This window comes from Shimia marina, from assembly GCF_001458175.1.
Lineage (GTDB): Bacteria > Pseudomonadota > Alphaproteobacteria > Rhodobacterales > Rhodobacteraceae > Shimia > Shimia marina.
The window spans coordinates 47,630-72,252 of record NZ_CYPW01000009.1 but is presented as its reverse complement, the minus strand read 5'-3'; the positions used below and the strand labels follow the sequence as shown (position 1 = coordinate 72,252).

Below are 24,623 nucleotides of genomic sequence, written 5' to 3'. Positions count from 1 at the left end.
GCACTTGGCGTGCTCGCTCTCAGCGTCATATTTTGGGGGTGGCTATGTCTAGGGATTTACAAGCGCGGCCTTCGTAGAGCGCTTGCAATCGGCTCGATCCAAATCTCGGTTGTCATAAGTCTCTGCTCACTTGCGAGAGGCGCACCTGGCGAAGCCTTATTGAACCTGTTTGTCCCGCTACCAGCAGCCTATTTCATTATGGCAGACGCAAGTAAGTTCACGCATTTCATCAGCCATTTCGCCATCGTCTCCTTCGTCGGCAACGAAATTCAAAGCTGGGATATCACAATAACCCGCTTTGAAGAGCTGGGCATTCAACCGGTTAAAACCCTCTATCGTGGCCCATATCGCGCCAACCTGTTTGAGGATATGGCAAAGAAACTGAACACCGACACGCAAGAGGGCTTTGTCGCACGCATCTCCAACAGCTTTTCCGAAGCGGATATACCTTACTGCATGGGTAAATATGTCAGAGCGAACCACGTGCAGAGTGACATCCACTGGAGCAAGGCAGACCTCCTTCCAAACGGTCTGAAGACCTAGGATCTGGGCGTCATTTGACCTAGGCCTGCGCGCGATCCGCCTTAATCTCTGCATGGGTCATTTCGGCCCATTCAATCACTGGCATCATCAGGCCCAAAAGCGCCCGTCCCCGCGCCGTCAGTTCATAAATCACCTTGGGCGGCGATGTCGGAAAGACCTCTCGCGTCAGATAGCCTTCTGTTTCCAGCTTGCGCAATGTGCTTGTCAACACCCGCTGTGTGATGTCCCCAAGCGCCCGTTTGATCTCGTTGAAGCGTTTGGCGCCGTCCTCCAGCACACAAAAGATCAAGATAGACCACTTGTCCCCCACCCGATCCAGAACATCGCGGATCGGGCAGTTTTGCGCGTCTTTCTTATCCAGCACGGTGACTTTAACCATACCTAAGCTCCTAAAAGTGCGTTCTTGTGCGCTGGTATACAGTTGATACCTAGGTGCAGCAAGCAACGAAATACGGGAATCACCTCATGAAACTGCTTTCCACCCTCATGGCCGCTGTGACGTTGGCCTTTTTCTCTACAACTGCGGGAGCTGACGACATGTCGGACAACAAGAAAAACCTGATGAACTTCTATGCTGCCTTTTCGGAAGGTGATCTGGATGCCCTGGACAAAGTGCTGATCGAAGATTGGGTCACTTATGATGCCAACCCCGGTCAGGGCGCAGGCCGTCAGGGTCTGAAAGACTTCATCCCTCTGGTCGCGGCATCCTTCTCCGACTTTGAGTGGAAGGTCGAAGAACTGATCGAAGAAGGCAATGTGATTGTGGCGCGTTCCACTTTCTCAGGCACGCACGCAGGCGACTTCATGGGCCACGCCGCAACCGGAAAACCCTTCACCGCCAAGGCGATTGACGTGCACCACTTCAACGAAGACGGCATGGTCACCCACACCTATCACCTTGAAGACTGGATCGCGGTTCTGGCCCAGATCGGCGCGCTCGGCCACTGATTGACGATCTTTCAGGCATAGAGACACCCGCCGGGCCTGACGCGCAGCGGGTGTTTTATGGTCCACTTTCAGGCGGCGTCCGTCACGGTTTTGCGCACTTCCGCCGCCACTTCGGCCGCATGGGTGATCGCCCCCATATGCCCCGCACCTGCAATCGTCACCCGCCGCGCAATCTGCAAAGAGGCCGCAAGCCCATCGCAGGCGGGCGTCATGATCGCAGGCGAAAGGGCTCCATCCATAACCAAAACTGGCACGGCGATGGTGCCAAGCCGGGGCATGATCTGCCCGATGTCATCCAAGACATCGCGCTGAGACGCCACCACAAAGGGCACCTGTCGGGTGAAAGCCGCGCGGATCTCTTCCGGCAAGGCCGCCCAGGGGCGTCCGTCCCCCCATTCTTCCACAAACAAACGCACCGCCGCTTCCGGCGCCCCCGCGTCATAATGCGCCAGAACCTGTGACATATGCGCGTGGTTCTTGGCGACCTCTTCTGGTGCCGCCCCCCGCGCCGCAAGCATGGTCACCGGCTCATATAGGGACAGCGAGCGCACCAGCTCAGGATGTTCAATCGCCAGGCGCACACCAATCAACCCGCCATAGGAATGCCCGATCACATCCACGGGCGCCTTGAGCCGGTCGACAATCGCCTCCACCATGATCTGTCCACCCAGTGCCCCCGGCACAAAGGCACCACTGCGCCCATGCGAGGGCATATCCGGTGCCTCAATCGTCATCAGATCGTCCAGGGCGGCAGCAAGCCCACGGAAGGCACCGGAATGACCAAGGTTGCAATGCAGCGCCAGCGCCGCACGCGGACCCTGCCCCAGAACACGCCAATGGATATCGGGCCGCTGTGCCTCATCAAGCGCCATGGTTCAGAGCTCACCCGCCAGATGTGCGTCCAGATCCTCAAGACGATCCTGTCCCCAGAACCGCGCGCCATCCTCGGTGATATAGAACGGCGCGCCAAAAGCTCCGGCCTCCACGGCTTCGTCCAGATTGCGCGCATAGGTCTCCGCACCCACAAGCAGACCGCTGTCCGCCAGGCCGGGATCAAAGCCCGCCGCACTCAGACAGGCGCGGATCACATCATCCTGCGCAATGTCTTTCTCTTCCACCCAACACGCGCGGGTGAACCCATGCGCCAAGGCCCCCAGATCGCCGCCACCGGCATTCTGCGCCGCAATGAAGGCATAAGAGGACGGGGCCATATTGGTGGGCCAATGCGCAGGTTTCAGATTGAAGTCCATGCCCAGTTTCTTGGCCTGCCGCACCAGTTCCTGAGCACGATACTCCTGACGGCTGACATGGCGATCCTTGGGGGCTGTGCCACCGGTCCGGGCAAACAGCCCCATAATGTCGAGCGGCTTATAGACAATCTCCGCCCCGTGTTTGGCGGCAATCTCCTCCAAACGTGTGCCAGCAAGATAGGTATAAGGTGAAATTGTCGAAAAATAATAGGTGATCGTCGCCATTTGTGCCTCCCTGCACCCACGCTTCGCTTTGCGAGACGTTAGGGCCATGTTAAGCGGAGCGCAATGTCACGAATCTGTCACCACAGCCACCTGGGGATTACCGCGCTATGGCCACCATTCTTGAACCCAAACTGATCACAGGCAACGCCAACAAACCATTGGCCTCCGCCATTGCGCGGCGCATGACCATGCACCGCGGCTCTTCCACAGAGCTGGTCAATGCCCGGGTTGAGCGTTTCAACGACGCTGAAATCTTTGTCGAAGTCTATGACAACGTGCGCGGCGAAGACATGTTCATCATTCAGTCGACCTCTAATCCGGCCAACGACAATCTGATGGAACTGCTGGTCATGGCCGACGCCCTGCGCCGCTCCTCTGCCAGCCGCATCACTGCCGTGATCCCATATTTCGGCTATGCCCGTCAGGATCGCCGCACCAAGGCGCGTACACCCATCACCGCCAAGCTTGTGGCCAATATGATGGTCGAAGCCGGGATTGAGCGCATTCTCACCATGGATCTGCACGCCGCGCAAATTCAGGGCTTCTTCGACATTCCGGTCGATAACCTCTATGCCTCCCCGATCTTTGCACTGGATATCAAAGCCCAGTTCAAAGACACGCTCTCTGATGTCATGGTGATTTCACCAGATGTGGGCGGCGTAGCCCGCGCCCGTGAGCTGGCCAAGCGCATCAACGCCCCGCTCGCCATCGTCGACAAACGCCGCGAAAAACCCGGCGAAGTGGCCGAAATGACCGTGATCGGCGATGTGACCGGCAAGAAATGTATCATTGTGGACGACATCTGCGACACCGCAGGCACGCTCTGCAAAGCCGCCGAAGTGCTGATCGAGCATGGCGCAACCGAGGTTCACAGCTACATCTCCCACGGTGTTCTGTCTGGTCCCGCGATTGAGCGCATCACCAACTCCGTGATGAAATCTCTGGTCATCACCGACAGCATTGAGCCCACCGACGCCGTGAAAGGCGCCAGCAACATCCGCATCGTGCCCACCGCACCGATGTTTGCACAGGCGATCATGAACACCGCCAATGGCACCTCCGTCAGCTCCCTGTTTGAAACCGAGACGCTGGAACCTGCCTACGAAGGTCTGTTCACCTCCTGACGGATCACGCCGCCCCAACACAGCAAAGCCCCGGCACAAACGCCGGGGCTTTTTGTTTTTGCGGAGAAGGTCATTCACCCGCACCTATGGGCACCGCGCTAGCAAAGGACCCATGCCTCCCTGTCAGAGCCTGCCACACCAGCAAGGCAAAGACCTCCTCCCAACGCCCCAGACATCCACGCGACGCAACAGATGCATGCACACCGAACACATGGGGCTTCTCAAGATCAGCCGGCCGCTTTCTTGAGCTGCGCAACCGCTTCCTCAGTGGTCCAAACCGCATTGGCCATATAGCGGAAGTTGGTCAGCGCCGCGAGATAGCCGTCGCCCTCCGGCAACATCGCCGCAGCGGTGGCATCTTTGACAACAGCCACTTCAAATCCATCTTCCAGCAGTTCGCGCAGGTGGCTTTCCGTACAGAGGTTCGCAGACATCCCTGCCAGGATCACCTGATCCACACCGTTCTTGCGCAATTGCAGGCTCAGATCATTGGTGTCATTGCCATAGACCTTATGAGGTGAGGTGACGATGGTTTTGCCATCTTCGATGTACTTCTTGTACTGCGGCATCCAATCCGCGCCTGAGTTTTCAAACCCATCGATGATCAAAGGCCCTTTGCGGTCAAACATGCCAATCTTGTGCATCAGTTTTTCCAGAGCGCCTTCAAACTTCCAGCCGTGATCGGTGGGATAATAGTAATGCGGCGACACGGCTGTGGTGATGTCATGCGCTTTGGCCGCCTTAAACAGGGTCTCGATGTTTTCCACCGTCCCATGTTCTTCCACGCTGGCACCAATCACACCCCAGGTCACGCCTTCCGGATGCAGAAAGTCGATTTGCGGGTCGGTCACCACCAGTGCCGCACGGCTCAGATCCAGCTTCATGTCGGATGGCGGCAGGGCGGGCTGTGCGGGGTCGGCGTAAGGGTTTTCCTTGGCCTGCGCCTGAACCGCACCAGCGCCAGCCACCGCGGCCGCTCCGGCCGCAGAAGCCATCAACCCACCACGCAGTGCCTCCCGGCGTGACAGTTTCTTGGGATCATGATCATGACAATCACACATTGGTCATCTCCTTAGCATTCGCAGGCCTCAGCACCTGCCCCCTGACTATCAGGCGGCCCAATGTGCCTTTGGGTCCAGAATTTGACCTCGCAGAGAAGCAAACGTGTCTTTTCGTCCAGAATTGGCCCATGCTACTCTCATGAAGTACGATCACATATTCGACAGTCTTGAGATCGAGACCAAACCCTTCGCCCTGTGTGAAATCGCAGGTGTGCGCAAAGTGGCCCTGCCCGCAGATGGCGCAGTGACCCTGCACTACGTCTTGTCAGGCGAAGGCAATGTGATCATGCCCCGCCGTGCGGCGATCTCCATTTCGCCAGGCAGCCTGATCCTTGTGCCCGCCCTTGTGCAACATGAGATCCGCAGCACCGCCACAGGGACGATCCCGGCCCCGGCCTGCCAGCCCGCAGAGTTGGAACTGCGCCATGTGCTCACCAAAGGAGGGCCGGATGAAGCCGAACAGGCACCTCTGCTCGCCCTTTGCGCACATATAGTCATTGGCCTCAAAGGCTCTGGCAATCTCATCGACCTGCTGCATGACCCGCTGCATATGCACATCTCGCAACAACATCCGCTGTTTGGTGGGCTCAAAACCCTGCTGGGCGAACTGTCCCGTCCCGATCTGGGCAGCCGCGCCATGGTCCGGGCCATCCTGTTACAGGCGGTGATCGAAATGCTGCGTCAGAGAATGGCGATGGGTGACGGCGCACTCCACTGGATGGCCGCCCTGCGCGACCCCGCCGTCTGGAAGGCCCTGAAAGCCATGCTCGATGCGCCACAAGCGCGCCATTCCGTCGAAAGCCTCTCTGAACTGGCGGGCATGAGCCGCTCCTGCTTTGCCAAGCGCTTCTCTCAGGCTTATGGCTCTGGCCCCATGGAGCTGCTGCGCGATCTGCGCATGCGCAAGGCTGGGCGGCTTCTGAGCGAAACCGACAAGCCCGTCAAAGCCATTGCCGCAGAGGTCGGCTTTGCCAGCCGCAGCGCCTTCTCAAGACAGTTTGAACTGGCCACCGGTCAAAGCCCACGCAGCTTCCGCACCGCTCTGAAAGATCGCTAACCCGCGCGCTGAAGCCCCGTTGACACATCCCGGCTTGCATCGCCTGTGACACGGTCTTTTCGCCGGACAAATATGAACGACAGCGCCACCGCAATCAATGACACAAACAGCGCCGAGAAGATGACATCAGACAGAAAATGTCTGCCAAACGCCACACGCAACAGCGCGCCGGAGACCGCAAAGGACAGCGCGCTGGTGCTGAGCGAAATCATCGCCGTCACCCCTGCCAGCCTGACCATTGCGCTGGCGTTGATCTTCCTGCTCAAAAGTGACGAGCACACCGAGGCGGCCCAAAATGCAGATACGCCGCCCCCGCAGCCCAGCGAAACACCCGTTGAAATCAACCTGCGCGCTTTGCTGCCGGGCCTGCCTTTTGATCTGGGAAATGACATCATCCGCTTGCACGCACAGGATCACTATGTGGAAGTCACCACCACACAGGGGCGCAGCCTGCTTTCAGAGCAATTTGGCGACTGTCTGGACAGACTGGATCGTCTCAACGGCATTCATTGTCACAGATCCCACTGGATCTGCCTCGATCATCTGCGCAGCATCACCCGCAAAGGCAGCGCCTACAGCTGCCAACTCAGCAATGGGGACGAAGTGCCCATCAGCCGCCGCAAATATGCCGAGATCAAAGCCCGCCTCTCTGCCACACCGACGCCGTCCTGACAGCGCCCTTACCTGCGCTCCGCATCGGGCGCATCCCCCGCGCCAATGTCCCAAAACACGCCCGCCATCAGGCCCAGCGCCTCGCGACACAGCGGCTTGAGCACATGTTCATCGGGCGCATGCTGGCAACAGCCACGATAAGAATGGGGCACCCAGATGGTCGGCAGCCCAAGGTGGTCCACAAAAATATCATTGGGCAGCGAGCCCGCCAGATTGGGCAGAACATGGGGGGCTTTGCCCGTGGTCTCCTCAATGGAGCGCGCCACAAACTGCGCCCAGGGGTGCGTGGGCGACAGCCGTGTCGGGCTGAAAGCGCCCGCCGCGCTGGCACGGATCTGCACCTGTGCAAACCCATGCGCATCAAGATGCCGCCGCAGCGCCGGTAAGATTTCCTCCGTGTCTGTGCCCACCACATAGCGCAGCTGGCAATGCGCACGCGCCTTGTCGCTGATCGCGTTGACCGGTGCCTCCGGAATGCCGCTCTGCATCGCAAGCACGGCAAAGCTGTTCCAGCCAAACACACGTTCCGCCGGGCTCAGATCCGCCTCCCCCCAGTCCTCATCCACCGCAGGTCCGGCACCTTCGCACACCGGCAGGTCGCGCAGCGCCGCGCGGATTTCCTCACTCAAACTGTTGGGCCGCCACTCCGGCACCCGGATTTGCCCGCGCGCATCGGTGATTACCGAGAGCGCCTGCGCCAAAATCATCGCCGGATCTGCCAGCAAGCCACCCCAGTTGCCGGAATGATGCGCCCCCTCCCGCAGATCCACCAGCAGATCAAAATCCAGACAGCCACGTGCGCCCATGAACATCGTGGGCGTCTCCGGTTGCAGCCGCGGCCCATCCGAAGCGATCAGCACATCCGCCTTCAGCGCGTCTTTCTGAGCAGCAAACAAGGCGGCCAAACCGGGCGAGCCGGTTTCCTCCCCTGTTTCCACCACAAAACAACAATTAAAGCCCAGCGCCCCGCGCGTCCGAAGCACCGCCTCCAGCGCGGCAATAGTGATCAGATGCTGCCCCTTGTTGTCGGCCGTCCCCCGACCGTAAAGCCGCGCGCCATCTTCGGTCAGCTCAAACGGATGCAGCCCGTCTCGCCACTGCCCTGCCTGCCCATGGGTGACATCCCCATGACCATAGGTCAGCACTGTTGGCAAAGCCGCGCCTTCATGGCGCTGCGCCACCAGAATAGGGCCCGCGCCTGCCACCGCATTGGCATGCTGCACCGTCTCAAACCCCATCGCATGCAAACGCGGCACCATCGCCTCCGTCAGATAGCGCGACAGCTCCGCCGCCTGCGCCGAGTTCTGACTCTCGGTTTCAAACGCCACCAGCGCAGCAAGGTCTGACTGAAACCCCCCGTCGTCAAAATAGGTTTCCGCACCTGCGATGGCCGTCCGACGCGTCATGAGATCACCCTCTCGTGGCAAAAGAAATCTGCCGCACCTTAGGAACAGTTGCTGCCCAGGTGCAATCTCCAGATATGCACAAATCGCTCAGGACAGAGTCACCAGCGTCTTTGGCCAAGGATCCTCAAAGGCGACGCCCGCTTTCCATGCAGCAATCTCTGCCTCTGTGCAAAAACAGGCGCGCACAGCCGTCGCAAAGTCTTCAAGCCCGTCCCGGTCCCCAATCACGGTCAACCGACAGCGGCGGTCCCCAAAAGCCTGCGACTGCCCCTGCAAACGCCGACGCATCTCGGCACGCTCCTGTGGCAACAGGTTCAGGCTGTCATCCTCCAGCGTGGCAATTTTCCAGAAATTCACCACCTCAAGCCCGACACTGCCCGCCGTCTGGTTCCACAAAAGCTGATACTGATCTCGGGAGGGCAACCAGAAAAAACCCTTGCTGCGATAGATGCCCGTGCCAAGATAATGATTGTACACATCCCAAAGGCGTTGCGGATGAAACGGCCGCGCATCCGCAATCACAACACTCTCGATCCGGTAATCCGCCGCGCTGGCCATAGAGCTGGTGTCGTGTTCCACATCCCAAGCGGTCAGCTCCGCCCCCAACTGCGCCACCCGGTCATGATCATAAGGCCCCATCTGCAAAATACTCTCAAGCCGCAGATTGCCCCATTGCATCCCCATCACATCCGCCCCGCGATTGATGGGATGTACCGCCTGAGCAATCCTTTGAAGCGCGCTCTGATCCACACGGTCCATTTTGCTCAGCAGGATGCGGTTGCAGAACATGATCTGCTCCGCCAGCAGGTTTTCGATGCCCCGCTTCCCTGCCGCAAGATTGCGCGATGCCCCCGGCACAATGGCGCGGCCAAAATCATGGTCCTGCGCCAGCGTCAGGCAATCCACCACCGACAGAAACCCATGCAGGCGCAGATCATCATGGAAGCGAAGGGCCTCCAGCAACGGCCAGGGATGTGTGCTCCCTGAGGTTTCAATCAACACATGGGTCACATCCGCCGCCAGCAGCCTGTCAACCGCCGCGCCAAATTGCGCCAAACCTTCAGGGCCGCTGATGCTCCCTGCAGCAATAGAAACAAACCGTGCATCCTGTCGTGACAGCACTTCACTGCCATCCAAAATGGCACCGTCCACATCCAACGTGCTCATCTCATTCACAATCACCCCCAACCGCACATGCGGCAGTTGGCGGGCCCGCACCAGCAGGCTCTGCAACAACGTCGTCTTCCCTGCCCCAAGAAACCCATTGAGCACCGTGACCGGCACAGCTGCAGATTCAGATAAGGATGCCGATGGGGACAGCGCAGATCGCTCTGAGGATCGGCTCATGTGTCGCGCCCGGCGGTCTCAATCCGCTGGGCGGCCTGCTGAAACCAACGCAGCGTGCGCGCATGATGCGCAGCCCCCCAACGCCGGATAAACTTCTCTGTCTGATAGCTCTCCACATCCTGCAAGGCCACGATCCGCGCCTGCACATAGTCCGCAGTCAACGGAATGCCACATTTGACAGTGATGCAATACTCCCAGTCTTCATAGGTTTGGGGAATAACGGACATAGGGTCTCTCTGATTGACTTTTTGACAGGCAGGCTCTCGCCCGGCGCTCTGGGATGATCAGGACAAGGCTTGGGTCTGTCACAGGCCCGGCAGTGCCGCGCCCGTGGCAGGCTCAGGTGGGACCAAATCCTTGGCCTGATCATTTTCGATATGTAATATCATTACACAGATTGCAAGACCGTTTGTCGTAACGCAGCCACACAAGCCGCCGCGCCATCTATCTCTCTAAAATTGGACCCAACGCCCAATTATTGGGCCTTGTTTAAGGGATGTTTCCTAGCCTGCCATCACCCGCACTTGTTCTGAGGTGACCTGATGATGCCGCGCAAAATCCTGCTGTTGACCACCGTTCTCTTGGCACCCTTCCTTTTGGCTGGATGTGGCGGCGGCGAGGAAGGCGACGACAGCGACAGCAGCAGCAATCAGTCCGGCAGTGGCGGCAGCTCCTCTCTCCCCATCACCGACAGCACCACCCTACTGACCTCTTTTATCGACAGCCTTGATCCCATACGCGCCCGCGCCACGCGTCTGATCCGGCAGGATTCGCGCTACACCCGCCAAACCGCGCCAGATGGCCGCTATGTGGACAAAAACAGCAATGGCCGTTTTGACAGCGGTATCGATGTGGAACTGGGGGGCAATCCCCTTTCTGATGCCGGCATTCACTACGCCCACGCCGCAGGGCTGACCGGCGCCGGTCAGGTGATTGCCTTCTCTGACAACGGCTTCCTGACCAGCCATGAGGCCTTCTCCGGCCGCGCCATCACCCGAGGGTCTGGTCTGGCCGTAGCCGACCACGGCACCTTCGTGGCCTCCATCGCGGCGGGCAATTCTGATGATATGATCGGCGTCGCCCCGGCGGCGGATCTCATCTTTGGCAGCTTTGACAGCCTCTCCCAGCTGCGCGCCACCGCCGAATCCGCCGAAGCCGCAGGGGCCGTTGCCCTCAATAACTCCTGGGGCTTTTCCAACACCCGCGCCACCCGCTCTGACTACAACAACATTCTGGGCACCTCCTCTGGGCGGGCTTACCTCAATGCTCTCAAAAGCTATGCGGATGAGGGCATTGTGGTGTTTTCCGTGCCGAACAATTCCAACTTTTCAAACACCGGCCTGATGCCAGCGCTGCCGCTGTTTGAACCCTCTTTGGAGCAGAGCTGGATCGCGGTGGTGAATGGCGTGCCAGAAACGAGCGGCGATGATGTCGTCGGCGCCCGCCGGGTGTCTGAGCCCTGTCTGGAGGCCGCCGCTTGGTGCCTCTCCGCCAATGGCAGCTGGACAAGCGCAACCGCAAATAGCAGCGGCAGCTACGGGTTTGGCACCGGCACTTCCTATGCCGCCCCCACGGTCTCCGGCGCCCTGGCCCTGCTCGCAGAGGCCTTCCCCAATATGACCCACCAACAGCTGCGTGTGCGCCTTCTGGCCTCCGCAGATAACACATTTGACGGCTTCACCACCGAAGGCAGTGTCGAACTCGCCCCTGGCTTTGAGCATAACTACAGCGAAGAATGGGGCCATGGGTTTCTTGATGTGGCCGCCGCCCTTCTGCCCATCGGACGGGCCACCGCCACCATGGAAAACGGCACCGTATTGGACATGAGCAAACCCCTCGTCGTTGCTGGCAGCGCCAGCGGCGACGCGGTAACCCGCGCCCTCGCCAAAGTGCAAATCCAAAGCACCGATACCCTCTCAGCCTCTTTTGCCGTGAACGCAGGTCAGCTGGTCGCCACCCGTCAGGCCGATCCGCTGTTTTCCACACGGGACCTGCTCACCATTGCCCACACACCAAGCCCCACGACCGCCGCAACCGCCTTCTTTGGCACAGAGCGTGGCCTGCCGGTGATGCTGGGCGCAGATGACATCAATCTCACGCTCTACCACGGCCAGTCCTCCGGCACGGATGCGCTTGGCTTTGGTCTGTCCCGTGGCTTTGATCTTGGGCGCACAAACCTACAACTGAGCACCAGCTACGGTGCTGATACAGCTGCGCTGCTGTCGGAATGGAATGGCGGTTCCGGCGGAGCACTGGCCGCCATGGACATGACGCTTTCAACCGCTCTGACCAACAGCTCCCGCCTCAGCTTGGCCATGGGATATGCCTATGGGCAGGAAAGCTCCGATCTGGGGCAATCCGCCGACGTGCTGCTCAACGCCACTGCGCTGTCTTATGCCCATGACCATGTTCTGACCGCCAATGACGCGCTGTCGCTCTCCCTGTCTCTGCCCGCTGCAATTGCCTCCGGCAGCACATCGCTGTCTTTGCCGGTGGCCACCCACGACGGCGCGACACGGCATCAGGACGTGCGCATCGATCTGGCCCCGCGCAGCCGCGAAGTGCGTCTGGCGCTGACCTATCATCGCCCCCTGACACGGCGCACCAATATCGGCATCTCCCTCGCCCATGCCCAGAACCGCGGCCATATCGCCGACGCCGAGGAAACCGCTCTGCTGCTGGGGCTGCGCACCCGTTTCTGAGCCTGTACTTCTTCCACCAAACAGGCCACAACATCGTCAGAGCTTGTGCACAGATCAGACCATTTGAAAGCCCGACGTGTTGGAAATTTTAAGTCCCTCTTTGGAGTCATCAAAGCCTACCAGAGCGCCCGATCAGCCAAGCCTCATCTTTCATGCCGAAGAAACCTGGTTTGTCTCACTTTGTGACGGGAAATTTGATTTCGTTCAAAAGATTGCGGCAAAAGCCACGCAGATGGGGCATCAAACCTATGCGGTGCCCTATGACAGCCCTGTGTCTCAAACCCTCTGCACCGCAGATCACGCGCATATCTTCCTTGGCAAAACCAAGCGTATTGCCCGTCCTGCGCTCTATGCCATGCCCTCCTATATCTGGGGCTTCTGGTATCTCGACCCGCTTGGGGTGAACTGGGACTCTTCGCTGGCAAATGCAGAATTTTCACCAGAGGGCGTAGACGCCGCGAAAGCGCGTTATTTCTTCAACGGTGTCACAGGCCATATGCTGCGAGAGAACATCTCCAAATTCTCCCAAGCGCCCCAAACCACAGAGCCTCTGCCACCCGCGCGTGCAGTGATCTTTCTGCAAGAGATCGACAGCTATGCGACGCCGGTGCATTTTCTCGACGGCCAGCAAATGATCGCAACCGTCGCCAAAAGCACCACCGCACGGGTTTATGTGAAATTGCATCCGGCACAATCAGAGGTCATGGCCAATCGCTACCGCAGCATCTGTCGTCGCTTTGACAATGTTGTAATGTCAGAAAAGAGCATTCACGCACTCACCGCCGCCTCAGATGTGGTGGTCACCCAGAATTCCGCCGCTGGCTTTGAAGCCTTGATGCAGAAGAAACCCGTGATCCTCTGCGCGCGCTCTGATTACGGCCATATCGCGACCATCGCTAAGACGCCGCAGGAGCTGCGCAAAGCCCTGCGCAACGCGGACCACCCTCATCCAAAGCGCGCCTACGAAAAGTATCTCTACTGGTTCTTGGGCCAGAACATGCTGGAACCGCAGGCCCCCGATTTTGAGGCACGGGCATGGGCCCGCATCGCGCCGCTTTTGCCCCAAGGCTGAAAACCCTTACCAAGGTCTGAAGCAGGCGTCGCAGACGCAACATATTCAGAAAACGCGCACCTCCGCGGTACCGCCCCAATACAGACGCGATACCGACGTGGATTTCAGCCGTTGCTTTCCGCTTTTTCTTCCAGCATCAGCCACTCTTCCTCAGCCTCCGCCAAGGCTTTCTGCCGCTCCACCAACGCCTCTGTGGCCTTCTGAAACTTAACCGGTTCCTTGGTGAAAAGCTCCGGATCTGCCATGAATTCTTCCAGCTTGGCAATCTCCGCCTCAAGCCGCTCCATGATTGCAGGCAAGGCCTCAAGCCGGTGCTTCTCCGTAAAGCTCAACCCGGAAGATACCGTTTTTTCCTGCTTGACCTTTTCCGCCTTCAGCTTTGATTTTTCTACCTTTATAGGCGCATTTTCCTGCCGTTGCGCCTGATAGTCAGACCAGCCACCCGCATAGGTCACAGCCTGCCCATTGCCCTCCATGGCGATGGTTGTTGTCGCCACACGGTCCAGAAAATCCCGATCGTGGCTCACCAGCAGAACCGTGCCATCATAGTCATCAAGCAATTCCTGAAGCAGATCGAGCGTCTCCACATCAAGATCGTTGGTCGGCTCATCCATGACCAGCAAATTGCTCTCTTTGGCCATCAGTTTCGCCAGCAGCAACCGCGCCTTCTCGCCCCCAGAAAGGGATCGCACCGGTGCCCGCGCCTGCCGGTCGTCAAACAGAAATTCTTTAAGATAACCAACCACATGCTTGGGGTTTCCACGCACCATCACCTGATCGGCTTTGCCCGAAACCCGCATCTCAGGATCCCCCGTCAGACTGTCCCACAGGGTCATCTCCGGGTCCAGCTTGGCCCGCGCCTGATCAAACACCGCAGGCAACAGATTGGTGCCCAGAGTGACCGTGCCACTGTCCGGTACGACATCCCCCATCAGCATCTTGATCAGGGTGGTTTTCCCAACGCCATTCGGCCCTACAAAGGCCACGCGATCCCCGCGCTGCACCGTCAGAGAGAAATCCCGCACAATGCTCTTACCATCGTAGGCTTTGGACAAGCCTTTGGCTTCCATCACTTTTTTGCCAGACTTCGGACCTGCTGCCAGCTCCATCGCGGCCGATCCCTGGCGCTTGATCATGGATGCGCGCTCTGCTCGCAAATCCTTCAGCGCCCGCACACGCCCCTGATTGCGCTTGCGCCGCGCGCTGATGCCTTCCACCGCCCAGCGGGCTTCGGATTTGATCTTACGATCCATCTTATGACGTTGGAGGTCCTCTTCGTCCCAGACCTTATCACGCCAGGCCTCAAACGCCTCAAATCCCTTTTCCTGACGACGCACCATTCCCCTGTCAATCCAAAGGGTTGCCTGCGTCAGAGCGCGTAAAAAGGCGCGGTCGTGGCTGATCAGAACATAGCCCGCGCGGGTGGATTTCAACTCGCTTTCAAGCCAGGCAATCGCCTCAATATCCAGATGGTTGGTCGGCTCATCCAGCAACATCAGCTCTGGCGCCTCCGCCATCAGCCGCGCCAGCGCCGCACGCCGCCGCTCCCCGCCAGACGCTGTCTCTACCGGACGTGCAGGATCGAACTTGAGCCCCTCTCCCGCGCGCTCCACTTTATAGAGTTCGCCCGGATCAAGGCTGGCAGAGGCAAAATCCCCAAGCGTCGCAAATCCTGTCATATCAGGATCTTGCTCCATATATCCGACACTCACGCCAGGGGGCACAACGATGTCGCCACGATCCGCTTCCACCAACCCTGCCATGACTTTCATCAGGGTGGATTTGCCAGACCCATTGCGCCCCACCAGCGCCACACGGTCGCCAGGCTGCACCACAAGGCTCAGCTGATCAAATACGGGATCTCCGCCGAAAGTCAGGGAGATATCACTCATCTGCAAAAGAGGTATACGTGCCATGAGAAAGCGCGTAGCTCGCCCGGCGGCCAGCGTCAACCTCGACGCAGCCCCTCGCCAGAAATCGCGCGCAAGAGACGTTTGCGCGCAGGCGGAATGGCTTTCACTTCGACGCCCGTAAACACATGAAGTGTATTCATTTTTTGATCAACCACCGCATGATCGCTTACCCAGCCACCCATCATAAGATAACTGCGCAGCATCGGCGGCATCGCCAATTGCGCGGCCTTCAGATTGGGCTTGCGCCGCAACCGGTTGGCAAAACGGAAAACCTTGGGGGCTTTGACACGCGGCAACCAGCGTGGTGGTGCCAGATGACGGTCCCGCAACATGGCAAAACTGTCCAGATAGTGACTGGTATCCGTACCCTCAAAGGAGGCACAACCAAACAGAAGCTCCACAGCATGGTCGTCCACGTAGCGAGTCATGGCGCCCCATGCGATGCGCAACACATCCGGGTCATGGACGTCCGGATGCACACAGAAACGCCCCATTTCCACCATCGGTCCCGGAAAGGTCTTAAGCGCCTCAAGCTCGTAAAACTGCGCCGCATAAGAGCGCCCAATGTCCTGCCCACCGTTAAGGGATAACATCCTGAAAACACAGACCAAACGATTGGTCGCCGTCTCTTCGATCAAATAGTGTATGCACTGATCATCAAAGGCATCCACATCCAGCGCAGCGTCGGAGCCGTGAAATGCGAGATTCCGCAAACGCTGTGCCGCCTGCAAATCAGCCGCAGACGCGGCAGTTCTCACGCAATACCGGCCTTTTGTCAGCATGACGCCATATGCACCCTGTTGTTGCTTCACATCGGCACCCTAACAGAGATGCGGTGACACCCGAATGACAAAGCGCCGCCTTTGCAGACACAAACCTTAGAAGCCACCACCTGAAGAGCTTGGCACGCCCGTCGGGCCGAAGTTGCCAATGTTACCTGCCAACTGACGCAGCAACCCGCCACTTTCAATTCCGTTGTCAGTGATCCGACGCGTCAGAGGCACAACCTGACCGTCCTCCAGCGCATAGTGTTCAACATTTCGTGCAATGCCATTAGCATCAAATCCGATCGCCACAATCTGCCGCTCCACCACTTCCGGCTTACGCGGCCCAAAGTGTTTCACCCGCGTGCGCACATAGAGGTTCACATTGCCATCCAGCACACCCGTTGCAGAGGGCGGCCCAATCGTCTCAGTGACCGTATCGCGCGTATCAACCCCCAGCGTGATAGAAGAAAGCTCTTCTGTTGTAGGAACATAGCCGTGATTGCGATAGCGCGTTGCACAGGACGCAAGCGTCAAAACAAGCACTCCCATGACCGACAATTTGATCACCGTGTTGCGCGTCTTCATGCTTGCCCTCTTGTGTTGGCTCGTCTTGCCTTTTATCTCGCTTATAGAATGAATGCGCGACGTTCAAGAAACTAAGCGCCGTTTCAACACTTCAGTGCAAAGTCCCGCCGTATGTCCCAATCTTCCCTCCCGCAAACCTCGCTGCGTGTCGCAGATCTTCCGCAGAACCGCCCAACCGCCTTTGAAATCAAACCCGACACGGAGGCGCTGACCACATTGGCGGCAGAACTTGATATTCAACAAATCAAGAAACTTGTTTTCACCGGCGAAGTGCGGGCCTTTGGCGCCTCCGACTGGGAGCTTAAAGGGCAATTGGGGGCAACCGTGGTGCAGCCCTGCGTCGTCACCCTGTCTCCAGTGACCACCCGGCTGGATGAGCCCGTCGAGCGCCGCTTCCTCAAAACCGTGCCAGAGTTCAGTTCTGACGAGGAAGAAGTTGAAATGCCGGATGATGAAAACGCCGAGCCACTCCAATCTCATATCGATCTCAATGCCGTCCTGCAGGAGGCCTTGGCCCTGCTCATTCCACAGTTCCCGAGAGCTCAAGGCGCCCAACTGAAGGAATCAGTCTTTACGGAGGCCGGAAAAAAGGCCATGACCGACGAAGATGCGCGCCCTTTCGCCGGATTGTCTGCCCTGCGGGATCAACTCACAGCAAAAGACGACGAATAGGGCTTGCGTTGAGCGGAAATCGCAGTATTTTCGCGCGCTCATTCGAATTTAGCGTTGGACTCAGGCGCGCAGAACGCGTAGAGGCTCACAACGCTCAGGAAATCGGGCCTTCGGCCCCCGTAAATCAAAGGTTGCGACATGGCTGTCCAGCAGAACAAAGTATCGAAATCGCGCCGCAACAACCGCCGTGCTCACGACGCCCTGGTTGCAGCGAACCCTAACGAATGTGACAACTGTGGTGAGCTGAAGCGCCCCCACCACGTCTGCCCATCCTGCGGCACCTATGCCGAGCGTGAAGTGATCGCTATGGTCGACGACGTCGATCTGGACGACGACGCAGCATAAACAGTGAGATCATCGCCCGCATGGCCGGTTTGACTACATCAGCAAACCCCGATAGCGGGCGTACAGTGATCTCTGTTGACGCCATGGGTGGCGATCGCGGGCCGGCAGCTGTTGTTGCCGGCATTTCCCTGTCGGCCAATAAAAACCCGGATATTGCATTTATTCTTCACGGCCCCGAAGACGAACTCAAACGTCTGGTGGCGCGCAAGCGCAATCTTGAAGGCCGTGTGGAGATTCGCGACGCCCCGGATGTTGTCTCCATGGAAGACAAGCCGCGCGATGTGATCCGCCGTGGCAAAAGCACCTCCATGTGGTCCGCTTTGGAAAGCGTGCGCAGTGGCGAAGCTGACGGTGTCGTAAGCTGCGGCAATACCGGCGCCCTCATGATGCTGTCCGTGGTTCGGTTGCGCAAAATCCTCGGCGTGCATCGCCCGGCCATCGCCATTTTGTGGCCCTCGCGCTCCCCGCAGGGGTTCAACATCATGCTAGACGCTGGCGCAGACATTAGCGCGGATGAGCACGACCTGCTGCAATACGCACTCATGGGCGCATCTTATGCCCGCAATGGCATGGAACTCAAACGCCCCCGTGTTGGCCTCCTGAATGTTGGCACTGAAGAACATAAAGGGCGCAACGAGTTGAAGCTTGCGCATGATTTGATTGCGCAAAACGCCTCCATAGCCAACTATGACTTCGTGGGCTTTGTCGAAGGCAATGACATCCCCGGCAACCGTGCGGACGTGATCGTCACTGACGGGTTCACCGGCAATGTTGCCCTGAAAACCGGCGAAGGCACCGCCAGCCTGATTGGCAGCCTCCTGCGCGAAGCCTTCAAATTTTCGCCTCTCTCGCGGCTCGCTGCGCTGATGGCCTATACATCCCTCAATCGCCTTAATAAGCGCATTGATCCGCGTCGCGTGAACGGCGGCGTCTTTTTGGGGCTGAATGGCACAGTGGTGAAGTCGCACGGCTCCTCTGATGAAACAGGGGTATCTTCGGCCGTCAAACTGGCTTTCAAACTTGCGCAATCCGGCTTCTCCGAAAAGCTCGCTGCACGGGTTGCATCTGCCGTGTCCCTGCCGCAAGATGCCGAGAACACAAACGAATAAAAACAGCTGAGCAAGGCATCGATATGACGACACGCGCCGTGGTGATGGGCGTAGGCCACTACTTGCCGGAACGGGTCGTTCCTAACGCCGAGTTTGAACAAACCCTCGACACAACCGACGAATGGATTCGCACCCGCTCAGGGATCGAACGACGCCACTTCGCCGCCGAGGATGAAACGACATCAGATCTGGCCAGCTTTGCTGCCAAAGCGGCGCTGGAAAACGCCGGTCTGAATGCAGATGATATTGATGCCATCGTGGTGGCAACATCAACGCCTGACCTTACGTTCCCTTCCGTCGCGACAATGGTTCAGGAAAAGATCGGCATGACCCGCGGTTTCGGCTTTGATGTCCAAGCTGTCTGTGCAGGGTTTGTTTATGCCCTGACCAACGCGAACGCTTTGATCGTTTCTGGTCAAGCGCAACGGGTTCTGGTGATTGGCGCAGAAACCTTTAGTCGGATTATGGACTGGACCGACCGGGCCACCTGTGTGCTGTTTGGCGATGGCGCAGGGGCATTGATCCTGGAAGCTCAGCAAGGCAAAGGCGGTTCCGATGACCGCGGCGTTCTCAGTGCCGATCTGAATTCTGACGGCAGATACCGCGATATGCTTTACGTGGATGGGGGCGTCTCAACCAATGGGGAATCAGGCAAGCTGCGCATGCAGGGCAATGCCCTCTTCCGTCAGGCCGTCGAGAAACTGACATCCACAGCACATACTGCGCTGACCAAAATCGGCCTCACCGACGATGCCGTAGACTGGATTGTGCCACATCAAGCCAATATTCGCATCATCCAGGGCACAGCCAAGAAGCTTGGCATCCCAATGGAGCGTGTCATCGTAACAGTGCAGGACCACGGAAACACTTCCGCAGCGTCAATCCCTCTGGCCCTGTCAACAGGTGTTGCCAATAGACAGATCAAACGTGGCGATCTGCTCGTGACAGAAGCAATTGGCGGTGGGCTAGCCTGGGGCTCGGTTGTCCTGCGCTGGTAAGGGTCCACAGCAAGCGATATGTTCTAAGTCTTTGGCGAACATCAAAGATAATCTGGCTTAGCCGGGCGCTAGTCATTGACTTATAAATTGTGTTGCTTCTATGCTTTTTGAACGAAACACCGGTGACAGGGGGGAACGTATGACTGCCAAGACATTGACTCGAATGGATCTCAGCGAAGCGGTGTTCCGCGAAGTTGGATTGTCTCGCAACGATTCCGCACAACTTGTGGAAAGCGTACTCATGCACATGTCCGACGCGCTTGTCAGTGGCGAACAAGTCAAGATTTCCTCTTTTGGAACCTTCAGCGTGCGAGACAAAGCCGCACGTGTGGGTCGCAACCCCAAGACCGGCGAAGAGGTTCCGATTAACCCGCGTCGCGTTTTGACATTCCGGCCGTCACATCTCATGAAAGACCGTGTTGCCGCTGGCAACAAAAAATAAGGCGATACATAGCCCATGGCGAAATCTCGGGAGGCTTTTCGAACCATCAGCGAAGTCGCTGATTGGCTCGGTGTGCAGACCCATGTCCTGCGTTTCTGGGAAAGCAAATTTTCTCAGGTGAAACCCGTGAAACGTGCAGGTGGGCGTCGATATTATCGCCCACAAGACATGGAACTTCTCGGCGGCATTCGCAAACTGCTGCATGAAGATGGCATGCCTATCAAAGAGGCGCAGCAGCTTCTGCGTGACAAAGGCGTGAAGCATGTCTCCGCCATGTCACAACCTCTTGATGCGCCAGCTCCGAAAGCCAAGGATACCATCGAAGCGCAGGCGGAGCCTGTCGCAGCGGACGAGCCTTCAGACATCGAAGTTGCAGCCCAAGAGCAGTCCGCTTCTGAAGCGCCAGCTCCAGAAGCCCAGGATCTTCCGGCTGAAGATGAGGTCGATTCTGAGCAGGATGCCATTGCAGATCAGGAACATGTCGCGGATACGGCCCCGGTTGACGAGGACCTTGCGACTGACCCAGCTATCACGCCGTCTGAAGAGACGCTTCAGTATGAAGCAAGCCCAGCTGCAGACGCGCCAGAGCTGTCCGAACCTCAACCCAAAGCCACTGAGGTTGCAGAGGAACAGAGCGCAGACCTTCCCTCTGATTTGAATGCGCAACAGGAAGATACGCCATCCATGGAGCAGCAACCTGCACCTGTGATGGAAGATCTTTTTGCAGCGGCTCAAGAACCACAAGAGACACCGCCCCAACCAGATACTGCGGCGCCTCCATCTCAAACTGAGCCTAACACTGCGGTACAAGATATCCCGCCTGTCGCCACTGAAGAAGCTCCAGCGGCGCAGGGCGATGCAGCTCAGACCGAGGCATCCAACGCGCTCACGCCTCCATCGGACACTGCAGCGCCACAGGAACCAACAGCGCCACCTACAGAGTCAATGTCGATCACGGAGCCGCCAGCGCCCAGCGAAACTGCTTTGCAAAGCGATATCGAGACTGGCGCGGAGCCACCTGCCGAACCACTCTCCCCTGCCCCAGAGCCAACGGTGATGCCGGAGGCGTCCAGCGCTCAGCAAACAGACGTGCCCGCACCACAAGCTCCAAAACGCACCGCGCAGGACCTCGCCGATCAAGAAATCAAACGCGACGAGTTCCTAATGGTATTCAGTGCGCCAGCGCGCGTGGCCGACGCAGATAAAAGCCGCGCAGCTGAACTTCTCGCCCGTCTGGAGGCGCTGCACGCCAAAGCAAGCTGATCGACGCAAGTGTCGTAGAAAGATGTCATTTTTGACTTGCTCCCGCCCGCATTTAGGTTATGAAAAGCCCATCGTCGGGCTATGGCGCAGCCTGGTAGCGCGTCCGTCTGGGGGACGGAAGGTCGCAGGTTCGAGTCCTGCTAGCCCGACCATTAAAAACCGCCCGTGTGCCGAAAGGCCCGGGCGTTTTTTGTATTCTGGAGGACCGCGATGACTGGCGTATTGCCCAGCCAAACCATTGAAACCATGCTGCAATCTGGTGAAATCTCTGTAGATCAACCGGTTGCAGAAGGTCAGGTTCAACCCGCATCGCTTGATCTGCGTCTTGGGACTGTGGCCTACCGCGTGCGCGCCTCCTTCCTTGCGGGGCAGGAACGCTCTGTAAAAGATCGCCTATCCGAATTCGAAATGCACCGCATTGATCTGACCAATGGGGCAGTTCTGGAAAAGGGCTGCGTCTATGTGGTGCCCTTGATGGAAAGCCTTGCACTGCCTCAAGATGTGCAAGCCGTCGCAAATGCCAAAAGCTCGACGGGGCGTCTGGATCTCCTGACGCGCACCATCACCGACGGTGGCACAGAATTTGATCGAATCGCGCCGGGCTATACTGGCCCGCTTTATGCGGAAATTTGCCCGCGCAGCTTCTCTGTGCTTGTACGCCCCGGCATGCGCCTGAACCAAATACGCTTTCGCAAGGGGCAGAGCATTCTGACAGACGCCGATCTGCGCGTCCTGCACGACCGCTCACCGCTTGTGGACGGAGAGGCCGTGATTGATGACGGTCTGGGGTTTTCCGTCGATCTAAAGCCGCAGTCCGGAACTCTGGTGGGCTATCGTGCTAAACCCCATACTGGCGTCATCGATCTGGACAATATCGGGTATTACGACCCTGCGGAGTATTGGGAAGAGCTGCACGCCTCAGACGGCAAAATCATCCTTGATCCCGGCGCCTTCTATATTCTGGTGAGCCGCGAAGCGGTGCACATACCCCCAGCCTACGCGGCGGAAATGGCGCCATTCCTTGCCATGGTCGGCGAGTTCCGTGTGCACTACGCTGGTTTCTTTGATCCCGGCTTTGGCCACGATGCCGTCGGGGGCAGCGGATCACGTGGTGTGCTCGAAGTGCGCTGCCATGAGGCACCCTTTGTGCTGGAGCATGGGCAGGTTGTTGGCCGTCTGGTCTATGAGCGCATGTCAGAAGTGCCAGAACAGCTCTATGGCGCAGGCATCGCATCCAATTATCAGGGTCAGGGCCTGAAGCTTAGCAAACATTTCAAGGCGACCTAAGCAGCCTTGAGGCAGTACTAATCCTTCAGAATTTGTTCATACGGCGCATCGCGCGCATCGCCTGTTTGGCTTGCTTCGCTTGCGGCTGTGGCGTATTGCTCTGCGCTTGCTCATTGGGGGTGTTCTGGCCAGATTTTCCGCGATTGGACATCGCCTTAAACCCAGCGTTGATGCCACCATTGACCAAACGGCGGATGATTTGGCGGGTGATCATGTTCACAATCTGATTGGCATTCATTGAGCGCGCTCCATTCTCTCAAGGCGTTCATGTAAGCGACAATTGCGCCAATATTAAGACCCAAACACCAATCTGTGTTCAATAGTCAAGCGCGTCAATCTTCAAAAAGCTCCGGTTGCCCGTCGCTCAGATCCAGCACTTCGTCTTCTTCTTCGTCCGATTTAACGCCAAGTGGAATCGTTCCCGGCGGTGGACGGTTCTCCAAGAGACCGGCAGCCCGCAACTCTTTGAGCCCCGGCAAATCACGCGCACTGGCCAGCCCAAAATGATCCAGAAATACCGGCGTCACCACAAAAGTCACCGGGCGGCCCGGCGTCATCTTGCGACGTCCAAACCGGATCCATTCCATCTCAAGCAATTGGTCCACCGTACCGCGGCTCACACTCACACCGCGGATTTCTTCGATTTCGGCGCGTGTGACCGGCTGATGATAGGCAATGATGGCAAGCGTTTCGATGGCCGCACGGGACAGCTTACGCGTTTCAACGGTTTCCTTCTGCATCAGAAAGCCAAGATCAGGTGCCGTGCGCATCGCCCAGGCATCCCCCACTTTCACAACATGCACGCCCCGCCCTTCATAGCGTTTGCGCAGATGCACCAGCGCCTCTGCCGCATCCGCCCCATGCGGCATCCGGTCGTTCAGTTCCCTGACACTCACCGGTTCCGCGCTGGCAAAAAGGATCGCCTCACACATGCGCTCCTGCTCCGCCAATGGTGGCGCTTCAAACAGGCTTTCCTCCGGCGCGTGACCGCCTTGCGCAACCGTGTCCTCTTCAACCGGCGTCACGTCATCGCTCATCTCGGCCATCCCTCTTACGAACTTCAATTGGCGCAAAGGTCTCGCTCTGCCGAATGAAGACCTTGCCTTCTTTGGCAAGCTCCAGCGAGGCTGCAAAAGTGGCCGCCGTTGCGGATCTGCGCTTCTTGGGATCATTCTCCCAGCCATCTGGTAAATAACTCAGAATATCGGTCCATGTGCCCGCAAACCCGATCAACCCGCGCATACGCTCCAGCGCTTCTTCCATGGTAAACACCGAGTCTCGGTCCATGATGAAAGGACGGAATTCATCCCGCGTGCGCAATCTGGCATAGCCCTGCATCAGATCCAGCAGCGTTGCGGTGTATGTCACCCGGCGCACGCGCTCCATCTTTTCAGGCACGCCACGCGCGAAAAAATCTCGTCCCAGACGATTTTGCGCCATCAATTTGGCGGCCGCATCCCGCATCGCCTGCAAGCGTTCCAACTGAAAGGCCAGATGAGCCGCAAGCTCTTCACCCGATGGCCCCTCTTCCGTGGGATCCGGCGGCAAAAGCAGGCGTGATTTCAGAAAGGCCAGCCAGGCCGCCATCACCAGATAATCCGCGGCCAGCTCCAGCCGCAGACGCTTCGCACGTTCCACAAAGTTCAGATACTGTTGCGCCAGATCAAGAATGGAAATCTTGCGCAGATCCACTTTCTGCGTCCGCGACAGTGTCAGCAACAAATCCAGTGGCCCTTCAAACCCATCGACATCCACGATCAGAGCTTCCGCCGCCATTCGTTCGGCGACAGACATCTTCTCCATGTCTTCAAAAAGGTCTGTGTCGGCCATGCCCC

27 protein-coding genes and 1 tRNA gene are annotated in these 24,623 nt (G+C 58.1%); 15 read left to right on the top strand and 13 right to left on the bottom strand.

The features are described from left to right. The first annotated feature begins 198 nt into the window (after window positions 1–198). Window positions 199–543 (top strand): hypothetical protein, encoded by a 345-nt coding sequence (locus SHM7688_RS19585; RefSeq protein WP_144432512.1) that lies wholly within the window; start codon window positions 199–201, stop codon window positions 541–543. Window positions 544–562: 19 nt separating this feature from the next. Here SHM7688_RS19585 and SHM7688_RS06825 read toward each other — a convergent pair whose 3' ends face one another. Beyond that, on the bottom strand, window positions 563–922 hold the full coding sequence (locus SHM7688_RS06825; RefSeq protein ID WP_058239189.1) for a winged helix-turn-helix transcriptional regulator: 360 nt from the start codon (window positions 920–922) through the stop codon (window positions 563–565). A gap of 86 nt (window positions 923–1,008) precedes the next feature. Between SHM7688_RS06825 and SHM7688_RS06820 the strand changes: the two genes are divergently transcribed. Next, complete coding sequence (locus SHM7688_RS06820; RefSeq protein WP_058239188.1) at window positions 1,009–1,491, top strand: ester cyclase; 483 nt, start codon at window positions 1,009–1,011, stop codon at window positions 1,489–1,491. Between the two features lie 68 nt (window positions 1,492–1,559). On the opposite strand, the gene SHM7688_RS06815 is transcribed toward SHM7688_RS06820, so the two are convergent. Beyond that, window positions 1,560–2,363 carry an alpha/beta fold hydrolase gene (locus SHM7688_RS06815; protein ID WP_058239187.1) on the bottom strand — a complete coding sequence of 268 codons (804 nt, stop codon included), beginning with the start codon at window positions 2,361–2,363 and terminating at the stop codon, window positions 1,560–1,562. Window positions 2,364–2,366: 3 nt separating this feature from the next. Next, entirely contained in the window at window positions 2,367–2,966 is a 600-nt protein-coding gene (locus SHM7688_RS06810) for a 2-hydroxychromene-2-carboxylate isomerase (protein WP_058239186.1), read from the bottom strand. A gap of 107 nt (window positions 2,967–3,073) precedes the next feature. Here SHM7688_RS06810 and SHM7688_RS06805 point away from each other — a divergent pair, with 107 nt between their 5' ends. Then, entirely contained in the window at window positions 3,074–4,090 is a 1,017-nt protein-coding gene (locus tag SHM7688_RS06805; RefSeq protein ID WP_058239185.1) for a ribose-phosphate pyrophosphokinase, read from the top strand. 227 nt (window positions 4,091–4,317) lie between these two features. On the opposite strand, the gene SHM7688_RS06800 is transcribed toward SHM7688_RS06805, so the two are convergent. Then, window positions 4,318–5,151, bottom strand: coding sequence for a cysteine hydrolase family protein (locus SHM7688_RS06800; protein ID WP_058239184.1), 834 nt, complete (start codon window positions 5,149–5,151; stop codon window positions 4,318–4,320). A 139-nt stretch (window positions 5,152–5,290) separates the two neighbouring features. Here SHM7688_RS06800 and SHM7688_RS06795 point away from each other — a divergent pair, with 139 nt between their 5' ends. Further along, entirely contained in the window at window positions 5,291–6,208 is a 918-nt protein-coding gene (locus SHM7688_RS06795; protein ID WP_144432511.1) for an AraC family transcriptional regulator, read from the top strand. 72 nt (window positions 6,209–6,280) lie between these two features. Continuing rightward, a complete protein-coding gene (locus SHM7688_RS06790) occupies window positions 6,281–6,880 on the top strand; it encodes a LytTR family DNA-binding domain-containing protein (protein ID WP_058239182.1) in 600 nt (199 codons plus the stop codon). A gap of 8 nt (window positions 6,881–6,888) precedes the next feature. Here SHM7688_RS06790 and SHM7688_RS06785 read toward each other — a convergent pair whose 3' ends face one another. The 3 genes from SHM7688_RS06785 to SHM7688_RS06775 all read right to left on the bottom strand — a co-directional run bounded on the left by SHM7688_RS06785 (window position 6,889) and on the right by SHM7688_RS06775 (window position 9,860). After that, entirely contained in the window at window positions 6,889–8,286 is a 1,398-nt protein-coding gene (locus tag SHM7688_RS06785) for a M20 family metallopeptidase (RefSeq protein WP_058239181.1), read from the bottom strand. Window positions 8,287–8,373: 87 nt separating this feature from the next. Beyond that, window positions 8,374–9,633, bottom strand: a complete 1,260-nt coding sequence (locus SHM7688_RS06780; RefSeq protein ID WP_058239180.1) for a CobW family GTP-binding protein — start codon at window positions 9,631–9,633, stop codon at window positions 8,374–8,376. After that, window positions 9,630–9,860, bottom strand: coding sequence for a hypothetical protein (locus SHM7688_RS06775; protein ID WP_058239179.1), 231 nt, complete (start codon window positions 9,858–9,860; stop codon window positions 9,630–9,632). Before SHM7688_RS06775 ends, SHM7688_RS06780 begins: the two co-directional genes overlap by 4 nt. Window positions 9,861–10,178: 318 nt before the next feature. Here SHM7688_RS06775 and SHM7688_RS06770 point away from each other — a divergent pair, with 318 nt between their 5' ends. Both SHM7688_RS06770 and SHM7688_RS06765 read left to right on the top strand, forming a co-directional pair. Continuing rightward, window positions 10,179–12,335, top strand: coding sequence for a S8 family peptidase (locus tag SHM7688_RS06770; RefSeq protein ID WP_158500671.1), 2,157 nt, complete (start codon window positions 10,179–10,181; stop codon window positions 12,333–12,335). A gap of 232 nt (window positions 12,336–12,567) precedes the next feature. Continuing rightward, entirely contained in the window at window positions 12,568–13,407 is an 840-nt protein-coding gene (locus SHM7688_RS06765) for a capsular polysaccharide export protein, LipB/KpsS family (protein WP_144432510.1), read from the top strand. Window positions 13,408–13,511: 104 nt separating this feature from the next. On the opposite strand, the gene SHM7688_RS06760 is transcribed toward SHM7688_RS06765, so the two are convergent. The 3 genes from SHM7688_RS06760 to SHM7688_RS06750 all read right to left on the bottom strand — a co-directional run bounded on the left by SHM7688_RS06760 (window position 13,512) and on the right by SHM7688_RS06750 (window position 16,672). Next, entirely contained in the window at window positions 13,512–15,323 is a 1,812-nt protein-coding gene (locus tag SHM7688_RS06760) for an ATP-binding cassette domain-containing protein (RefSeq protein WP_058239176.1), read from the bottom strand. 32 nt (window positions 15,324–15,355) lie between these two features. Beyond that, the gene (locus SHM7688_RS06755) at window positions 15,356–16,102 is read right to left on the bottom strand and encodes a GNAT family N-acetyltransferase (protein WP_058239175.1); all 747 of its coding nucleotides are present in this window, start codon (window positions 16,100–16,102) and stop codon (window positions 15,356–15,358) included. Window positions 16,103–16,198: 96 nt separating this feature from the next. Next, the gene (locus SHM7688_RS06750) at window positions 16,199–16,672 is read right to left on the bottom strand and encodes an outer membrane protein assembly factor BamE (protein WP_058239174.1); all 474 of its coding nucleotides are present in this window, start codon (window positions 16,670–16,672) and stop codon (window positions 16,199–16,201) included. 111 nt (window positions 16,673–16,783) lie between these two features. Here SHM7688_RS06750 and SHM7688_RS06745 point away from each other — a divergent pair, with 111 nt between their 5' ends. The 8 genes from SHM7688_RS06745 (at window position 16,784) to SHM7688_RS06710 (ending at window position 22,788) form a co-directional block, all read left to right on the top strand. After that, window positions 16,784–17,344, top strand: coding sequence for a YceD family protein (locus SHM7688_RS06745; protein ID WP_058239173.1), 561 nt, complete (start codon window positions 16,784–16,786; stop codon window positions 17,342–17,344). 138 nt (window positions 17,345–17,482) lie between these two features. Then, the gene (rpmF, locus tag SHM7688_RS06740; protein ID WP_058239172.1) at window positions 17,483–17,689 is read left to right on the top strand and encodes a 50S ribosomal protein L32; all 207 of its coding nucleotides are present in this window, start codon (window positions 17,483–17,485) and stop codon (window positions 17,687–17,689) included. Window positions 17,690–17,709: 20 nt separating this feature from the next. Further along, window positions 17,710–18,798: a phosphate acyltransferase PlsX gene (gene plsX, locus SHM7688_RS06735; protein WP_058239171.1), complete on the top strand. Its 1,089-nt coding sequence runs from the start codon at window positions 17,710–17,712 to the stop codon at window positions 18,796–18,798. 23 nt (window positions 18,799–18,821) lie between these two features. After that, the gene (locus SHM7688_RS06730; RefSeq protein ID WP_058239170.1) at window positions 18,822–19,796 is read left to right on the top strand and encodes a beta-ketoacyl-ACP synthase III; all 975 of its coding nucleotides are present in this window, start codon (window positions 18,822–18,824) and stop codon (window positions 19,794–19,796) included. Window positions 19,797–19,935: 139 nt separating this feature from the next. Beyond that, window positions 19,936–20,238 carry an integration host factor subunit alpha gene (gene ihfA / locus SHM7688_RS06725; RefSeq protein ID WP_058239169.1) on the top strand — a complete coding sequence of 101 codons (303 nt, stop codon included), beginning with the start codon at window positions 19,936–19,938 and terminating at the stop codon, window positions 20,236–20,238. Between the two features lie 15 nt (window positions 20,239–20,253). Continuing rightward, window positions 20,254–21,501, top strand: a complete 1,248-nt coding sequence (locus SHM7688_RS19370) for a MerR family transcriptional regulator (RefSeq protein ID WP_083498974.1) — start codon at window positions 20,254–20,256, stop codon at window positions 21,499–21,501. A gap of 75 nt (window positions 21,502–21,576) precedes the next feature. Then, a tRNA-Pro gene (locus tag SHM7688_RS06715) sits at window positions 21,577–21,653 on the top strand. 58 nt (window positions 21,654–21,711) lie between these two features. After that, complete coding sequence (locus SHM7688_RS06710; protein ID WP_058239168.1) at window positions 21,712–22,788, top strand: 2'-deoxycytidine 5'-triphosphate deaminase; 1,077 nt, start codon at window positions 21,712–21,714, stop codon at window positions 22,786–22,788. Between the two features lie 25 nt (window positions 22,789–22,813). Here the strand turns inward: SHM7688_RS06710 and SHM7688_RS06705 are convergent, their stop codons facing one another. From SHM7688_RS06705 to SHM7688_RS06695, 3 genes are all read right to left on the bottom strand, one after another. After that, window positions 22,814–23,026 carry a hypothetical protein gene (locus tag SHM7688_RS06705; RefSeq protein WP_058239167.1) on the bottom strand — a complete coding sequence of 71 codons (213 nt, stop codon included), beginning with the start codon at window positions 23,024–23,026 and terminating at the stop codon, window positions 22,814–22,816. Between the two features lie 94 nt (window positions 23,027–23,120). Further along, the gene (gene scpB / locus SHM7688_RS06700; protein WP_058239210.1) at window positions 23,121–23,825 is read right to left on the bottom strand and encodes an SMC-Scp complex subunit ScpB; all 705 of its coding nucleotides are present in this window, start codon (window positions 23,823–23,825) and stop codon (window positions 23,121–23,123) included. Next, window positions 23,815–24,618 carry a segregation and condensation protein A gene (locus SHM7688_RS06695; protein WP_058239166.1) on the bottom strand — a complete coding sequence of 268 codons (804 nt, stop codon included), beginning with the start codon at window positions 24,616–24,618 and terminating at the stop codon, window positions 23,815–23,817. The genes scpB and SHM7688_RS06695 overlap by 11 nt, the downstream gene beginning before the upstream one ends. Between the last annotated feature and the right edge of the window lie 5 nt (window positions 24,619–24,623).

Bases quoted from the DNA above. Each gene is read 5' to 3' on its own strand.
- SHM7688_RS06795 (WP_144432511.1), top strand. From the start codon at position 5,291: ATGAAGTACGATCACATATTCGACAGTCTTGAGATCGAGACCAAACCC.
- SHM7688_RS06825 (WP_058239189.1), bottom strand. From the start codon at position 922: ATGGTTAAAGTCACCGTGCTGGATAAGAAAGACGCGCAAAACTGCCCG.
- SHM7688_RS06755 (WP_058239175.1), bottom strand. From the start codon at position 16,102: ATGCTGACAAAAGGCCGGTATTGCGTGAGAACTGCCGCGTCTGCGGCT.
- SHM7688_RS06800 (WP_058239184.1), bottom strand. From the start codon at position 5,151: ATGTGTGATTGTCATGATCATGATCCCAAGAAACTGTCACGCCGGGAG.
- SHM7688_RS06750 (WP_058239174.1), bottom strand. From the start codon at position 16,672: ATGAAGACGCGCAACACGGTGATCAAATTGTCGGTCATGGGAGTGCTT.
- SHM7688_RS06775 (WP_058239179.1), bottom strand. From the start codon at position 9,860: ATGTCCGTTATTCCCCAAACCTATGAAGACTGGGAGTATTGCATCACT.
- SHM7688_RS06760 (WP_058239176.1), bottom strand. From the start codon at position 15,323: ATGGCACGTATACCTCTTTTGCAGATGAGTGATATCTCCCTGACTTTC.
- ihfA (WP_058239169.1), top strand. From the start codon at position 19,936: ATGACTGCCAAGACATTGACTCGAATGGATCTCAGCGAAGCGGTGTTC.
- scpB (WP_058239210.1), bottom strand. From the start codon at position 23,825: ATGAGCGATGACGTGACGCCGGTTGAAGAGGACACGGTTGCGCAAGGC.
- rpmF (WP_058239172.1), top strand. From the start codon at position 17,483: ATGGCTGTCCAGCAGAACAAAGTATCGAAATCGCGCCGCAACAACCGC.
- SHM7688_RS06810 (WP_058239186.1), bottom strand. From the start codon at position 2,966: ATGGCGACGATCACCTATTATTTTTCGACAATTTCACCTTATACCTAT.
- SHM7688_RS06820 (WP_058239188.1), top strand. From the start codon at position 1,009: ATGAAACTGCTTTCCACCCTCATGGCCGCTGTGACGTTGGCCTTTTTC.
- SHM7688_RS19370 (WP_083498974.1), top strand. From the start codon at position 20,254: ATGGCGAAATCTCGGGAGGCTTTTCGAACCATCAGCGAAGTCGCTGAT.
- SHM7688_RS06705 (WP_058239167.1), bottom strand. From the start codon at position 23,026: ATGAATGCCAATCAGATTGTGAACATGATCACCCGCCAAATCATCCGC.
- SHM7688_RS06710 (WP_058239168.1), top strand. From the start codon at position 21,712: ATGACTGGCGTATTGCCCAGCCAAACCATTGAAACCATGCTGCAATCT.
- SHM7688_RS06745 (WP_058239173.1), top strand. From the start codon at position 16,784: ATGTCCCAATCTTCCCTCCCGCAAACCTCGCTGCGTGTCGCAGATCTT.
- SHM7688_RS06805 (WP_058239185.1), top strand. From the start codon at position 3,074: ATGGCCACCATTCTTGAACCCAAACTGATCACAGGCAACGCCAACAAA.
- SHM7688_RS06730 (WP_058239170.1), top strand. From the start codon at position 18,822: ATGACGACACGCGCCGTGGTGATGGGCGTAGGCCACTACTTGCCGGAA.
- plsX (WP_058239171.1), top strand. From the start codon at position 17,710: ATGGCCGGTTTGACTACATCAGCAAACCCCGATAGCGGGCGTACAGTG.
- SHM7688_RS06695 (WP_058239166.1), bottom strand. From the start codon at position 24,618: ATGGCCGACACAGACCTTTTTGAAGACATGGAGAAGATGTCTGTCGCC.
- SHM7688_RS06770 (WP_158500671.1), top strand. From the start codon at position 10,179: ATGCCGCGCAAAATCCTGCTGTTGACCACCGTTCTCTTGGCACCCTTC.
- SHM7688_RS19585 (WP_144432512.1), top strand. From the start codon at position 199: ATGGCAGACGCAAGTAAGTTCACGCATTTCATCAGCCATTTCGCCATC.
- SHM7688_RS06815 (WP_058239187.1), bottom strand. From the start codon at position 2,363: ATGGCGCTTGATGAGGCACAGCGGCCCGATATCCATTGGCGTGTTCTG.
- SHM7688_RS06765 (WP_144432510.1), top strand. From the start codon at position 12,568: ATGGGGCATCAAACCTATGCGGTGCCCTATGACAGCCCTGTGTCTCAA.
- SHM7688_RS06780 (WP_058239180.1), bottom strand. From the start codon at position 9,633: ATGAGCCGATCCTCAGAGCGATCTGCGCTGTCCCCATCGGCATCCTTA.
- SHM7688_RS06790 (WP_058239182.1), top strand. From the start codon at position 6,281: ATGAACGACAGCGCCACCGCAATCAATGACACAAACAGCGCCGAGAAG.
- SHM7688_RS06785 (WP_058239181.1), bottom strand. From the start codon at position 8,286: ATGACGCGTCGGACGGCCATCGCAGGTGCGGAAACCTATTTTGACGAC.